Source organism: Escherichia sp. MOD1-EC6842, assembly GCF_002965705.1.
Taxonomy (GTDB): domain Bacteria; phylum Pseudomonadota; class Gammaproteobacteria; order Enterobacterales; family Enterobacteriaceae; genus Escherichia; species Escherichia ruysiae.
In genome coordinates, this window is sequence record NZ_PTRF01000007.1 from 196,915 (window position 1) to 211,907 (window position 14,993).

A 14,993-nucleotide genomic window follows, 5' to 3' on the forward strand; every position below is an offset into this window, starting at 1 on the left:
GAGGGTGAAAATGGAGTGACTTGCCTGACTTTTATCACGCCGCATCCGGCACCTTCGTCAGTAATTTGAATTTGCCCGGCACGTAGCCGGGCAATTTTGCAATTAACTCGCCGTTTCAGGCTTAAACACAATTTCCTGTTGTTCTTCATCTTCCTTGACGACTGGCGCAGTGCTGTGAATTTCAGCAACGCGTTTGCGCACACCAAACCAGCCTATAACCAGCAGAATACCGATAATCGGCAGCGCCGCGATGGTATAAGTCCCGTTCGGGTAATCGAACGCCATCAGCACCAGAACACTCAGTAAAAACAGTAATGTCAGCCAGGAAGTGAAGGGCGCGCCAGGCAGTTTAAAACTGACCTCCGCTGCTTTACCTTCTTTGATGGCTTTACGCAGGCGCATCTGACAAACAATGATAAACGCCCACGAGGCGATAATTCCCAATGACGCGAAGTTCAGGACAATCTCAAATACGCGCGACGGCACCAGATAATTGAGGAATACGCCGACGACATACACAACCAGCGTCGCCAGAATCCCGGCATACGGCACATGCTGGCGACTCATTTTCGCCATAAAACCCGGCGCAGATCCGCCCATCGCCATCGAGCGCAAAATACGCCCGGTGCAGTACAGGCCAGAGTTCAGGCTGGAGAGGGCAGCGGTCAATACCACAATATTCATGATGCTGCCAATGTACGGCACACCGAGTTTAGAGAAGAAGGTCACAAAGGGACTTTGACCGGCCTGATAGGCACTCCACGGCAATAACATAACTAGCAACACCACGGAACCGACATAAAACAGGCCAATACGCCAAATCACGCTGTTAATTGCTTTTGGCACCATAGTCTGCGGATCTTTACATTCTCCGGCGGCAGTTCCGACCATTTCGATGGAGGCAAAAGCAAATACCACGCCCTGAATTAACACCAGCGCAGGCAGCAAACCGTGGGGGAAGAAGCCGCCATTATCGGTAATTAAATGAAAGCCAGTGGTGTTGCCATCCAGCGGCTGACCGCTACCGAGGAACACTGTACCCACGACCAAAAAGGTCACAATGGCGAGCACTTTAATCAGCGCAAACCAGAACTCCATCTCTGCGAACCATTTCACACCAATCATATTCATGGTGCCAACGATGGTCAGCGCAGCGAGTGCAAATACCCATTGCGGCACGCCGCCAAACGCGCCCCAGTAATGCATATATAGTGCGACGGCGGTGATATCGACAATCCCGGTCATCGCCCAGTTGATGAAGTACATCCAGCCGGCAACATAAGCGGCTTTCTCACCCAAAAACTCACGGGCATAAGAGACAAAACTACCACTGGAAGGGCGATGTAATACCAACTCACCCAACGCACGCAAAATAAAAAACGAAAACAGGCCGCAGATTAAATAGACCAGTGCCAGTGCCGGGCCGGCCATTTGCAGTCGGGCACCCGCGCCTAAAAACAAACCAGTCCCAATCGCGCCGCCAATGGCGATCATCTGCACCTGGCGATTACCCATCGCTTTGTGATAACCCTCTTCATGGGCATTAAGCCAGCGGCGTTTCGCGGCGTGTTGATCTGAAGTGTCGGTGTCGTGTTTACTCATTGCTCTCCCTGATTGCTTCGTTGAAAAAGTCTTATAAGCCGCCATGAACAATGTTTATTCATCCTGGCGATGACAGTTATTACCATTATTCTTTATGGGTATAAAACTATCGGCGCAGCATCCTACCTGTTATCGATAAACGATGCAAAATATCCCCTTACAAGTTGAGTGGGGATTAAAAGGATTGCTGAAAAAATGACAAATCTTAGTCCGGGTTGTCCTGTTTACTGACCTACACTTAAGCTTTAACGCTGTGCGGGGGAAATATGATTAAGATGTATGGGGTTCCACCATGAGTGAACTGATGCTGACTTTGGCTGATATTCCCTATAAGTTTGTTGATGTCAGCGGAATAGAGTTATTTAGCCCACCGATTTCGCCCATTTTCTTTCGCCCGATATAACGCGGCATCGGCATCAGCAACTATTTGTTCAGCCGTTTTTGCAGGAGCAGAACAGGCAATCCCCTGACTAACCGTAACAAATGCACTAACAGCAGATGCCTGATGCGGGATAGCCGCCAGTTTAAGTTCTTGCTTAACTCTGGCTGCTATCGCTTCGGCTTCCTGCAAGCCCGCATTGAAAAGAATAATGGCAAACTCTTCACCGCCATAGCGCGTAACTACATCTTCGGGCTGGCGAATTGCACGTTGCAGTGCGTTGGCAACTTGTATCAGACAACGATCGCCAGCAGGGTGCCCATAAGTGTCGTTGTAGCGTTTAAAAAAATCGACATCCAGCATAATTAAAACGAACGACGTCTTTTGTTCGACGGCATCGCGTAAAATACTATCCAACGCTCGTCGGTTTGCCACTCCAGTTAAGGGATCGCGATGAGCTAATGCATCGAGGCGATGAATCAACTGGTTGTTGTACTTATTTTGTTGCCATGCTTCTTCAAACCAACGCAACAAAATAAAACGTCCGCCATAGAGAGCCAGTGAAAAAATGCTCCAGATAACAGCGAAATGAATATTCACATACTGATTGAGCACAAGACTGGCTAACGGGATGGTAAACCATAATGGAATGACAAATGCGAGGAGTGATGGGGTGTGGAAATATAGCGCAACAACGGCACTAAGCATTAGTAATACGCACAGTGGATATGCAAAAGGCAGCGTCCAGTGTGCGATAAAATAAAAACAACACCATGACCATAGTAGGCTTAGAATAACCAATAACTGCTGAATATACTGTACTTTGTTGCGTGGGCTAACTAATAAAAGACCACTGATTAGCAGAATACCTAATGATGAAATATCAATCGTATGTACAAGATTTTTCTCATTAAACCATGGAGTCGTGCCTTCATTAAACAATACCCCTCGAAGCAAAACCAACGATGAAAAACTGATGTTAATCAACGCAAACCACGGCAGGCTAATCGCCATACCGCGAATAACCATATCCTGGCGGTTTTTCCATGAATAATGAGGGTGTTTTCTTTTGTCAGAATACATGTTTGTTTATAACCCAAAAAGGGCAGGGAACCTGCCCGACTTACACGAAAATTATGGCGTTACAATATTGAACCAGAATTCAAAGTTGTCCATATAACCTAACAGTTCGTTGAGTTTTTCCTCATTTCCAGTGATTTTTACTTCGCCTTTATCCGTGGCTTCTTTTAATGTCTCTTCCTTCAGGATGATTTTATTCAGGACATCGCGGGAGAGGGTGATAGTCGCATCGGCGTCAGAGGCTTGCGTATCAGCCGTGTGATTGAGCACACCGTTTTCCAGTTCCACTTTATAAGTGCCGCCATCTTCACCGAAATCAAAATTCAATACTGCTTTAGCGTCTGCCGCTTTCTCGCCATTTATATGCACAGCAAGATAATCAAAGAACATTTCCGGCGTCATGGCACGAACGGTGTCAGGACTGGCTGTATTTGGCGTAGGCAGTTTTTGCACACCATTGCGTAATTCCTGTGCGCCAGTGAGATAAAAATTACGCCACGGCCCGGATTCGGCCTGGTAGCCTAACTGTTCAAGCGCATCGGCTTCCAGATTCCTTGCAGCCTGGTTGTTTGGATCGGCAAACACCACCTTACTGACAACCTGGGCAACCCAGCGGAAATTTCCCTGGTCATAATCCTGTTTGGCTTTTTGTAAAATGGCATCAGCACCGCCCATATACTCCACGAATTTTTTAGCGGCTTCTTCTGGTGGCAGTTCATCAAGAGTCGCGGGGTTACCATCAAACCAGCCAAGATAAAGCACATAAGTTGCTTTAACATCATGGCTCACTGAACCGTAATAACCGCGATTCGCCCAGGTGTTAGCAAGTGAAGAGGGCAATTTGAAGTTTGCGGCAATTTCATCACGAGTCAGCCCCTGATTCGCCATGCGTAGCGTTTGATCGTTGATATAACGGTACAAATCGCGTTGGCTTTTTAGCAGTTTGACAACGTTATCGTTACCCCAGGTTGGCCAGTGATGCTGGGCAAGAATAATCTCCGCTTTATCGCCCCACAGATTGAGGGCTTCGTTGATGTATTTAGACCACGGGAGAGGTTGACGAATTTTGGCACCACGCAGCGAATAGGTGTTGTGGAGGGTGTGCGTGACATCTTCTGCGGTTTCGATCAGTTTCTTTTCTTCAATAAACCACAGCATTTCGGAAGGTGCTTCGGAACCGGGCGCCATCAAAAAATCATAGGTCAGCCCGTCGATAGTCTCTTTTTGTCCGGTTTTGGTGATGTAGTTGGTAGGGGCAATCAATGTAACCGTTCCGGCTGAGGTCGTTGTTCCCAGCCCAGCGCCGACCTGACCTTTAGCATCAGGTTTCAACAAATTACCGTACATATAACTGGCTCGACGGCTCATTACATTGCCAGCCATAATATTTTCTGAAACAGCCTCTTCTAAAAATCCGGCTGGCGCATAAATTTTTGTTTTTCCTGACTTAACATCAGCTTCATCAACCACACCGCGAACGCCGCCGTAGTGATCGACATGACTGTGCGTGTAGATAACCGCCACCACTGGTTTTTGACCGCGATTTTTATAATAAAGATCCATGCCAACTTTAGCTGTTTCTGCTGAAACCAGTGGATCAACAACGGTAATACCTTCTTTACCTTCAATGATGGTCATATTTGATAAATCGAGATTGCGAATCTGATAGACGCCTTCAGTCACTTCAAATAAGCCGCTGATATTTATCAGTTGCGCCTGACGCCATAAACTTGGATTGACAGTATCAGGTGCTTTATCGCCTTCTTTGATAAAAGAATATTGCTGTGGGTTCCAGATTACATTCCCTTGTTCACCCTTAATCACTTCCTGAGGTAAAGGAGCAATAAAACCTTTATGAGCATCAGCAAAATCGCTGTTATCGGAAAACGGCAATTGACTATAAAGTGCGTTATTCGCTTGTTGGGTGGCAGCGGAGGCCTCTTTGGGCGCTTCTGCTGCGATGAGAGGAAGTGAACTTGTTGTGAATAATCCCATGACTAGCAGACTTTTAGCAATATGGTTAAGCTGCATCGCAAGTGTCTCCAGAAAGACTTTATAAAAGAAAGGATATTACGATTGAAAATTATGATTGAGGGCAAGAATAACTATAATTGGCATTAATAAATCAGCAAGCTGGATGTCGTGAATCTTCTTAATATGATAATAAATAAAGAATAGATTCTGTATGTTACAGGACGGGTGCTTATTGGTGCGGAAGCTAATAGTATATGTACGTTATTAAAGTGACGGCGTATATATCGCACATCATTTCGCATCAAATAACACATGACGTTTTCGGCTTGTGCTAATTTTGCTGGCAGTCTTTAAAAAGGAGCACAACAATGCCACACATAGACATTAAATGTTTTCCCCGTGAACTGGATGAACAACAAAAAACGGCACTGGCGGCGGAGATTACCGACGTCATTATTCGCCATCTGAACAGTAAAGAAAGTTCGATAAGCATTGCCCTACACCAGATACAACCGGAATCGTGGCAAGCTGTCTGGGACGCCGAGATCGCGCCCCAAATGGAGACGTTGATAAAGAAACCCGGTTACAGCATGTAATGCTTAACCTGCCGTAACACGCTTGCCGCTGGTAACAAAGGTGCCAGCGCCTAAATGATGTAGCGTATTGAGTTTATCGTCATCAAATTGCCAGCGGCCTTCGACAAAAACACGAGCGTCTGCCGCTGCTGATACCACTTCGCCAAACAACGTGTCGTATTTTTCTTGCGCAGAAGTCGCGGGAAGCAAGCGGCACTCCATCCATGCCAGACATTTCTTTTCGACCACCGGCAAGCCAAGCACCGGACCTTTCACAACCGGAATGCCATAACAGTTAAACTTATCTTCATCACGCCCAGAAATGCTGCCCACTGCCCACGTCCAGTTTGTTGCTGCGACGCCTGGGATCACAATGCCAAACATGCCACTACGTTCAATCAACTCCCGTGACCATGTCGATTTATCGACCACAATTGCCACGCGTGGTGGTTCGAACTCCACGGGCATCGACCAGGCCGCAGCCATAATGTTACGTCGCTGGGATTGCTCATCGAAACTGGTGATCAGGACGGTAGGGCCGTGGTTTAACAGACGGCTGGCATGATGCAACTCAACGGGAATAAATTGGCTCACGGTATCGCCTCGCTAAGAAAGTGGTTTTAAAAGCGTAGCTCGTAACGCAATAAGTAACGAAATTAACGGGATTGGCGATTTGCGAACGTGATGCTTGTCCGCGATCGCACAAAATAGCCGGTGTGGCGTCCATTCCAGGTTATAAATTGAGAAAACCACTAAGGGAAACGCCTGATGACGCCCATTCTGAATCACTATTTTGCCCGTATTTGCTGGACGGGTGCTGCTGCGGTCAATATCGATACGCTACGAGCATTACACCTGAAACACAATTGCACTATTCCATTTGAAAATCTCGACGTTTTGCTGCCGAGAGAAATCCAGCTTGATGATCAATCGCTTGAAGAGAAGCTGGTGACTGCGCGACGTGGCGGTTACTGTTTTGAGCAGAATGGTGTGTTTGAGCGAGTGTTACGTGAGCTGGGATTTAACGTTCGCAGTTTGTTAGGTCGCGTGGTGTTATCTAACCCACCATCGTTGCCGCCGCGCACGCACCGTCTGTTGTTAGTAGAACTGGAGGGTGAACAATGGATTGCCGACGTCGGTTTTGGTGGTCAGACGCTGACCGCGCCAATCCGTTTAGTGCCGGATATCGCACAAACCACGCCACACGGAGAGTATCGGTTGTTGCAGGAGGGTGATAACTGGGTTTTGCAGTTTAATCATCATCAGCACTGGCAGTCGATGTACCGTTTTGATCTCTGCGAGCAGCAACAAAGTGATTATGTGATGGGCAATTTCTGGTCGGCGCACTGGCCGCAGTCGCATTTTCGCCATCATCTGTTGATGTGCCGCCATTTGCCGGACGGTGGCAAGCTGACGCTGACCAATTTCCATTTCACCCATTATGAAAATGGGCACGCGGTGGATCAGCGGAATCTATCGGATGTGGCGTCGTTATATGCCGTGATGCAGGAACAATTTGGGCTGGGCGTGGATGATGCGAAACATGGGTTTACCGTGGATGAACTGGCACTGGTGATGGCAGCGTTCGACACACATCCGGAGGCAGGGAAATAGTTTGTGCCGGATGCGGCGTAAACGCCTTATCCGGCCTAAATTAGCCAACAGATTCACGCTTGTAGGTCTGATAAGCGAAGCGCATCAGGCAATTGGGACCGGCAACGGTTTCAGAGATCAATGGCCCATTCGGCATGAAACAAAATCACCGCTGTGCCAGAAATGGTGACTTTCTCCGGTTGGTTGTCCCGAATAGTCACTGTCACATCAATCACGCCGTCACGCCCCAGAGCTCGTCCCTGATGGCCTTTAACACGCAACACGTTGCCATCGTGGGGCAATACGTTGTGATGCACTAACCATGCGCCCATTGGGCCATTGGCATTGCCGGTCACCGGATCTTCCACAATACCAATCGCAGGCGAGAACATGCGACCATCGGTTTCATTTTTGCCTGGGCGGATCTGGAAGGGGAAGAAACCATTGCAGCCAATCTGTTTACTGATAGCGGTCAGCGCAGCAAGGTCAGGCGAAAGGGCATCGATATCCACTTCTGGTTTCAGCGGAATCATCACTTTTGAGTGTCCTGTTGTTGCCACCTGAATTGGCAAGCCTGGCAGAATATCGTCCTCAGTGAGATGAAGCGCGTTGATAATTGCCGCGCGAGCTCCACCTTCCAGCGGCGGTTCAAAGCCCGGCGAGCCTTGCTCCAGAGAAATACGATAATCACCGTTTTGTTTTTCGATAGTGACACGGTGCTTTCCCGCCAACGATGTTTGCCAGACGGTGCAATTTCCCAAACCCAATACCTTTGAACGTACATAGTGCGCTGCTACCGTCGCGTGACCGCAAATTGGCACTTCAACCATTGGCGTAAAGTAGCGAATGTGTACATCGCTGTCGTCACTGCGCAGCAGAAAAGCCGTTTCCGAATGGCCTAACTCGCGGGCGATAAGTTGCATTTGCGCTTCGCTAAGATTATCGGCAGGGAATACAACACCGGCAGAATTGCCGCGAAACGGTTGAGAGGTAAAAGCATCGACGTGGTAAATCTGCGGTTTCATTACTGTTCTCCTGTGGCTGGAGAACTATCATAGCCTGCAATCGGCCGGAGAGCGAAAGGCTATCCGGCCAGCATGAGAATTATCGCCGTGAGCGCACAATCTGATACCTGCGGGTAAAGTACTCAAACGGTGCGCTCCATACATGCACCAGTCGGGTGAACGGGAAGAGCAGGAAGATGGTCATTCCCAACACCAGATGAACGCGGAAGATATAAGCTACGCCATCAAGATGCGTCGATGCGCCGCCCTGGAAAGTGACGATGCTTTGCGCCCATCCCACCAGCTTCATCATTTCACTGCCGTCCGGATGTTGTGCTGAAAAGGGAATGGTGGTTAACCCAAGAATGCACTGAATTAACAAAATGGCGAGGATCAGGATATCCGCACCAGAAGACGTCGCCCTGATACGCGGATTTGTTAAACGACGCACCAGCAGCCCCGCACCGCCAATCAGCGTCAACACCCCGCAAATACCGCCGAGGATCATCGCCATCTGCTGTTTTACCGCCACCGGAAGGAACCACGCGTACATCCAGTGCGGCGTTAACATGCCGAACAGATGACCGAAGAAGATCCCCAGAATACCGATATGGAACAAGTTCGACCACAGCACCATTCCGCGTTTATCCAACATCTGGCTTGAGGAGGCACGCCAGGTGTACTGCCCGTAATCGTAGCGCAACCAGCTTCCGAGGATAAAAACCGTGCCACACAAGTACGGGTAGATATCGTAAAAAAAGACGTTCAGATACTGAATCATTTCCCACCTCCCGCACTGATGTCCACATACTGCGGTGCGACATCCTGACTAAAGCGTCGCTGATATTGATTAAGCGGCGAGCTGTCACACGCCGTGGCGTTATCTTCAATAAACTTCACCTGTTCCTCTTCCCACACCGCATCCAGTGCCTGACGGGTGTCGTCGCGCTCCTCGCTGCGTATCTGTTTTGTGACACTGTCACTTGAGAGTGTACTTCCCGCCAGATGCAGCAGGGCGTCAAACAACGGATACCATGGCGCCTCACGTTGTTTTAAGCGCCCGCCGAGCAGGGCGAGGATTGGCGCAACGTTGAGCAAACCTTCTTTAGCCTGGGTGTCGGGTAGCACACTTAAATACTCCAGATACAAAGGCAGATAATCAGGCAACTCGCGACAATTTAGTTGCAGGCCGACTTTTTCATACTCCGCCAGCAGATCCACCATTGCCTGACCGCGATCGCGTGACTCGGCATGAACATGTTCAAATAGCAGCAGCGAAGTGGTGCGTCCACGGTCAAACACTTCACACCATTCAGCCTGTTTATCCAACAGCGGCGCATTAAGCAGGTCGCAGGTGAAATCGGTGAGCATCGGCGCGTCGTGGCGAATCAGCGCCAGCGCGTCGTCTTTGTTCTCCCATAGCAGCTCGTCCGGATACTCCATCAACAAGCCGATCACTTTGAGGATTTGCATTATTCGCCCTCCGCTTTATTGCGTACTTCGGTAATGTCGATGGCATCGATTCGGCTACTGTTGAACAGATTGAATTTAGTATCAGAGCCGTGGCAACCGTCGCCAAAAGTAAAGCCGCAGCCGTTGCGTTCACCGAAGGCGTCGCCCGCCATTTCCCGATGACTGGTCGGAATGACAAACCGATCTTCATAGTTGGCGATAGCGAGATAGCGATACATATCTTCCACCTGGGCGACGCTCAGCCCGACTTCGTCGATCGCGCGGGTATCAGTTACACCTTCTACGGTTTGCGAACGCATATAGTGGCGCATTGCCATCATCCGTTTCAGCGCCCGCAGTACAGGGCCGGTATCGCCCGCACTCAACATATTGGCGAGGTATTGCACCGGAATACGCAGGCTTTCGATGGCGGGAAGTACGCCTTCGCTTTTGGGCAGTCCGCCCGCGTCGGCGTAAGACTGAATCGGCGACAGCGGCGGCACGTACCAGACCATCGGCAGGGTGCGATATTCCGGGTGCAACGGTAGCGCCAGTTTCCAGTCCATTGCCATTTTGTAAACCGGTGAACGCTGGGCTGCCTCAATCACGTTTTGCGGGATACCTTGTTTCAGGGCTTCTTCGATCACTGATGGATCGTGCGGATCGAGGAACACTTCGCACTGGCGTTCATAGAGATCAACTTCGCGCTCGGTGCTCGCCGCTTCCTCGATGCGGTCGGCGTCGTAGAGCAGTACACCAAGATAACGAATGCGCCCCACGCAGGTTTCGGAGCAGACCGTGGGCTGACCGGACTCAATTCGCGGATAACAGAAGATGCATTTTTCCGACTTGCCGCTTTTCCAGTTGAAGTAGATTTTTTTGTACGGACAACCGCTAATGCACAAGCGCCAGCCACGACATTTATCCTGATCGATCAGCACAATGCCGTCTTCTTCGCGTTTGTAGATAGCGCCGCTGGGGCAGGTCGCCACGCAGCTTGGGTTGAGGCAGTGTTCGCAAAGGCGCGGCAGGTACATCATGAAAGTGTTTTCAAACTGACCGTACATCTCCTTTTGCATGGCTTCGAAGTTGCGGTCGCGGGCGCGTTTTTCAAACTCGCCGCCCAGCAATTCTTCCCAGTTTGGCCCCCAGATCACTTTGTCCATCCGTTTGCCGTCAATCAGCGAACGTGGGCGGGCAGTGGGAATGTGTTTACCTTCCGGCGCGCTATGCAAATGTTCGTAGTCGAAGGTGAAAGGTTCGTAGTAGTCGTCAATCTGCGGTATCACCGGGTTGGCGAAGATTTTAGTTATTACGCCCATCTTGCTGCCCAGGCGAGGGCGGATCTTGCCATTCACATCACGTACCCAGCCGCCTTGCCACTCTTCCTGATCTTCCCAGTTTTTCGGATAACCAATGCCCGGTTTGGTTTCGACGTTGTTAAACCATGCGTACTCCATGCCTTCGCGCCCGGTCCAGACGTTTTTACAGGTCACCGAACAGGTGTGGCAGCCGATACATTTATCGAGGTTAAGCACCATGCCGACTTGCGAACGTATTTTCATTTTTTCGCCTCCTGTACCTGATCGCGACCTTCATCGTCCAGCCAGTTAACGTTTTTCATCTTACGGATCATGATGAACTCATCGCGGTTCGAGCCGACGGTGCCGTAGTAGTTAAAGCCCCAGGCCAGTTGCGCGTAACCGCCAATCATATGCGTCGGTTTCGGGCAAACGCGGGTGACTGAGTTGTGAATACCGCCGCGCATTCCGGTCACTTCTGAACCGGGGATATTCATAATGCGTTCCTGAGCGTGATACATCATGGTCATGCCCGGCGGCACTCGCTGACTGACTACCGCACGAGCCGTCAGCGCACCGTTGGCGTTAAACACTTCCACCCAGTCGTTATCAACAATGGTCAGTTCGCGGGCATCGGTTTCGCTGATCCAGACAATCGGCCCGCCGCGCGAGAGCGTCAGCATTAGCAGGTTTTCACTGTAGGTAGAGTGAATGCCCCATTTCTGGTGCGGCGTCAGGAAGTTAAGTGCTTTTTCCGGGAAGCCGTTTGGCGGGATCTGACGCATGTCACTGACACTGCGGGTGTCGATAGGCGGGCGATAAGCCACCAGGCTTTCACCAAAGGCGCGCATCCAGGGATGATCCTGATAGAGCTGCTGGCGTCCCGACAGCGTGCGCCACGGAATTAACTCGTGAACGTTGGTGTATCCCGCGTTATAGGAGACGTGATCGCTTTCCAGACCGGACCAGGTGGGGCTGGAAATGATTTTACGTGGTTGCGCCTGAATATCGCGAAAGCGAATCTTCTCATCCTCTTTGTGTAGCGCCAGATGAGTATGTTCACGCCCGGTGATCTCGCCCAGCGCCTGCCAGGCTTTTACCGCTACATGGCCGTTGGTTTCCGGTGCCAGCGCCAGAATGACCTCTGATGCATCAATAGCGGTGTCAATCAGCGGACGCCCCTGTGCCGGGCCATCGCGTTTGGTGTAATTGAGTTTGCCGAGGAAATCGATTTCATCCTGGGTATTCCACGAAATCCCTTTACCGCCGTTGCCAAGTTTGTCCATCAACGGCCCCAGCGAGGTAAAACGTTCATAGGTAGCAGGGTAGTCGCGCTCCACCGCCACAATATTCGGCGCGGTCTTACCTGGGATTAGGTCGCATTCGCCTTTGCGCCAGTCGAGCACTTCACACGGTTGGGAGAGTTCTGCCGGAGAGTCGTGCAATAACGGTTGCAGTACAATATCTGTTTCTTTGCCAAGATGTCCCACGCAGACTTGCGAGAATGCTTTGGCGATACCTTTGTAGATTTCCCAGTCGCTGCGTGACTCCCACGCCGGATCGACCGCCGCTGAAAGTGGATGAATAAACGGATGCATATCCGAGGTATTCATATCGTCTTTTTCGTACCAGGTCGCGGTAGGCAGGACGATATCGGAGAATAAACAAGTGCTGGACATGCGGAAGTCGAGCGTCACCAGCAGGTCGAGCTTGCCCTCTATCGCGGCGGTTTGCCACTCGACTTCTTCCGGTTGAATTCCCTCCGTCAGCCCAAGTTCTTCCCCCTGAATACCGCTTTCCGTACCCAGCAGATATTTCTGCATATACTCATGGCCTTTGCCGGAGGAGCCAAGCAGGTTAGAACGCCAGACAAACAGGTTACGCGGATGATTGCTGCCGTTATCTGGCTGCTCGCAGGCCATACGCAAATCACCCGATTTCAGCGCCTGAGCGGTAAATTCAGTGGGTGATAATCCGGCCTTGTCGGCTTCAGCTTTCAACGTGAGCGGATTACGCCCCAACTGCGGCGCAGAAGGTAGCCAGCCCATGCGTTCGGCGCGAACGTTGAAATCAATCAGATGACCGCTGTATTTACTGGCATCGGCGAGCGGTGAGAGCAATTCCTGAGCGGTGACTTTTTCATAGCGCCACTGGCTTGAGTGATTGTAAAAAAATGAGGTGCTGTTCATCTGGCGCGGTGGGCGGTTCCAGTCAAGCGCAAAGGCCAGTGGTAACCAACCGGTTTGCGGACGCAGTTTTTCCTGACCGACATAGTGTGCCCAGCCCCCGCCGCTTTGCCCAACACAACCGCAGAAGATCAACATATTGATCATTCCCCGATAGTTCATATCCATGTGATACCAGTGGTTAACACCAGCACCGAGGATAATCATCGAACGTCCGTGGGTTTTATGGGCGGTATCGGCAAATTCACGGGCGATGGTTTCAATATACTGGCGCGGCACGCCGGTAATTTGCTCGCCCCATGCCGGCGTGTAGGTTTTGATTTCAGCGTAATCTTTCGCGCTGTTTTCGTCTTCCAGCCCGCGATCAAGACCGTAATTCGCCAGTACCAGATCATAAACGCTGACCACCGGACAGACACTGCCATCGGCGAGCGTCAGATTTTTCACCGGAAGCTGGCGTACCAGAATCGGATCGTGTTTTACGCTGCGAAAATGCGGGTTTTCAATGCCGCCAAAGTAGGGAAAAGCCACGCCAGCAACAGCGTCGTGTTGACCGAGCAGGGTTAACGACAATTCGGTTTCTGAACCTGCGGCAATGGATTCCAGATTCCATTTGCCTTTTTCTCCCCAGCGAAAACCAATCGAACCGTTCGGCACCACCAGTTCTCCAGCGGTATTAAACGCCACGGTTTTCCACTGCGGATTGTTGTTTTCGCCCAGCCCGTCAACCAGATCGGATGCCCGTATCATCCGTCCGGGAACGTAGCTGCCATCGTCGCGCGGTTCCAGCATTACCAGCATCGGCATATCGCTGTAGCGACGGCAGTAGTTGATAAAGTAGTCGCTGGGGTTATCGAGGTGGAACTCTTTTAAGATCACATGGCCCATCGCCATTGCCAGCGCGCTATCGGTGCCTTGCTTTGGCGCCAGCCACTGGTCGCACAGTTTTGCTACTTCGGAGTAGTCCGGGGTAATGGCGATAGTTTTGGTGCCTTTGTAGCGCACTTCGGTAAAGAAGTGAGCGTCTGGCGTGCGCGTCTGCGGTACGTTAGACCCCCATGCGATGATGTAGCTGGAGTTATACCAGTCGGCGGATTCCGGTACGTCGGTTTGTTCGCCCCAGGTCATCGGCGAGGCGGGCGGCAGGTCGCAATACCAGTCATAGAAACTTAAGCAGGTGCCGCCTAGCAGTGACAGATAGCGTGTTCCGGCGGCGTAAGAAACCATCGACATCGCCGGGATCGGCGAGAAACCGGCAACGCGATCAGGGCCGTAAGTTTTGATGGTCCAGACATTAGCGGCAGCAATCAGTTGATTCAGTTCCTGCCAGTTGGAGCGGATAAACCCACCGCGCCCGCGTACCTGCTTGTAGCTCAGGCACTTTTGCGGGTCATTCATAATTGATGCCCACGCCAGTACCGGATCGCTGTGTTGTTTAAGTGCTTCGCGCCACAGTTCAATCAGCCGTTTACGAATTAGCGGGTATTTCAGACGGTTTGCACTGTAGAGATACCAGGAGTAACTTGCGCCACGCGGGCAGCCGCGTGGTTCATGATTGGGCAGGTCAGGGCGAGTGCGTGGGTAGTCGGTCTGCTGAATTTCCCAGGTCACCAGGCCGTTTTTAACGTAGATTTTCCAGCTACAGGAGCCGGTACAGTTAACGCCGTGGGTGGAACGCACGATTTTGTCGAACTGCCAACGCTGGCGATAGCTGTCCTCCCAGTCGCGGTTGCTATGCATCACCTGTCCGTGACCATCGGCAAAAGTTTCGCCCTTTTGTTTGAAGTAGCGAAAGCGATCCAAAAGTTTACTCATGACATGACTCCTGCTCCAGGAATGATTTGGGA

11 protein-coding genes and 1 pseudogene are annotated in these 14,993 nt (G+C 50.9%); 3 read left to right on the plus strand and 9 right to left on the minus strand.

What is annotated here, in order from left to right; translation table 11 throughout:
- Nucleotides 1-102: 102 nt before the first annotated feature.
- A complete protein-coding gene (gene ansP / locus A7Z29_RS11255) occupies nt 103-1,602 on the minus strand; it encodes an L-asparagine permease (RefSeq protein ID WP_105290242.1) in 1,500 nt (499 codons plus the stop codon).
- Nucleotides 1,603-1,894: 292 nt separating this feature from the next.
- Here ansP and A7Z29_RS23710 point away from each other — a divergent pair.
- Nucleotides 1,895-1,960: pseudogene (locus A7Z29_RS23710) on the plus strand (glutathione S-transferase); the annotation flags it as partial.
- On the opposite strand, the gene A7Z29_RS11260 reads toward A7Z29_RS23710, so the two are convergent.
- Both A7Z29_RS11260 and A7Z29_RS11265 read right to left on the minus strand, forming a co-directional pair.
- Nucleotides 1,961-3,010, minus strand: coding sequence for a GGDEF domain-containing protein (locus A7Z29_RS11260; RefSeq protein WP_000236737.1), 1,050 nt, complete (start codon nt 3,008-3,010; stop codon nt 1,961-1,963).
- 105 nt (nt 3,011-3,115) lie between these two features.
- Nucleotides 3,116-5,092 carry an alkyl/aryl-sulfatase gene (locus A7Z29_RS11265; RefSeq protein WP_085460733.1) on the minus strand — a complete coding sequence of 659 codons (1,977 nt, stop codon included), beginning with the start codon at nt 5,090-5,092 and terminating at the stop codon, nt 3,116-3,118.
- Between the two features lie 311 nt (nt 5,093-5,403).
- Between A7Z29_RS11265 and pptA the strand changes: the two genes are divergently transcribed.
- Nucleotides 5,404-5,631, plus strand: coding sequence for a tautomerase PptA (gene pptA / locus A7Z29_RS11270; protein WP_001120152.1), 228 nt, complete (start codon nt 5,404-5,406; stop codon nt 5,629-5,631).
- Nucleotides 5,632-5,634: 3 nt separating this feature from the next.
- Here pptA and A7Z29_RS11275 read toward each other — a convergent pair whose 3' ends face one another.
- Complete coding sequence (locus A7Z29_RS11275; protein ID WP_000077277.1) at nt 5,635-6,204, minus strand: flavin reductase family protein; 570 nt, start codon at nt 6,202-6,204, stop codon at nt 5,635-5,637.
- A 174-nt stretch (nt 6,205-6,378) separates the two neighbouring features.
- On the opposite strand from A7Z29_RS11275, the gene nhoA reads away from it, so the two are divergent.
- Entirely contained in the window at nt 6,379-7,224 is an 846-nt protein-coding gene (nhoA, locus tag A7Z29_RS11280; RefSeq protein ID WP_105290243.1) for an N-hydroxyarylamine O-acetyltransferase, read from the plus strand.
- A 110-nt stretch (nt 7,225-7,334) separates the two neighbouring features.
- Here the strand turns inward: nhoA and A7Z29_RS11285 are convergent, their stop codons facing one another.
- From A7Z29_RS11285 to narZ, 5 genes are all read right to left on the minus strand, one after another.
- On the minus strand, nt 7,335-8,228 hold the full coding sequence (locus tag A7Z29_RS11285) for a PhzF family isomerase (RefSeq protein ID WP_105290244.1): 894 nt from the start codon (nt 8,226-8,228) through the stop codon (nt 7,335-7,337).
- A gap of 79 nt (nt 8,229-8,307) precedes the next feature.
- Nucleotides 8,308-8,988, minus strand: coding sequence for a respiratory nitrate reductase subunit gamma (gene narI / locus A7Z29_RS11290; protein WP_000617141.1), 681 nt, complete (start codon nt 8,986-8,988; stop codon nt 8,308-8,310).
- Entirely contained in the window at nt 8,985-9,680 is a 696-nt protein-coding gene (gene narW, locus A7Z29_RS11295; protein ID WP_001166381.1) for a nitrate reductase molybdenum cofactor assembly chaperone, read from the minus strand. Before narW ends, narI begins: the two co-directional genes overlap by 4 nt.
- Nucleotides 9,680-11,224 carry a nitrate reductase subunit beta gene (gene narH, locus A7Z29_RS11300; protein ID WP_000702538.1) on the minus strand — a complete coding sequence of 515 codons (1,545 nt, stop codon included), beginning with the start codon at nt 11,222-11,224 and terminating at the stop codon, nt 9,680-9,682. Before narH ends, narW begins: the two co-directional genes overlap by 1 nt.
- The gene (gene narZ / locus A7Z29_RS11305; RefSeq protein ID WP_105290245.1) at nt 11,221-14,961 is read right to left on the minus strand and encodes a nitrate reductase Z subunit alpha; all 3,741 of its coding nucleotides are present in this window, start codon (nt 14,959-14,961) and stop codon (nt 11,221-11,223) included. The genes narH and narZ overlap by 4 nt, the downstream gene beginning before the upstream one ends.
- Between the last annotated feature and the right edge of the window lie 32 nt (nt 14,962-14,993).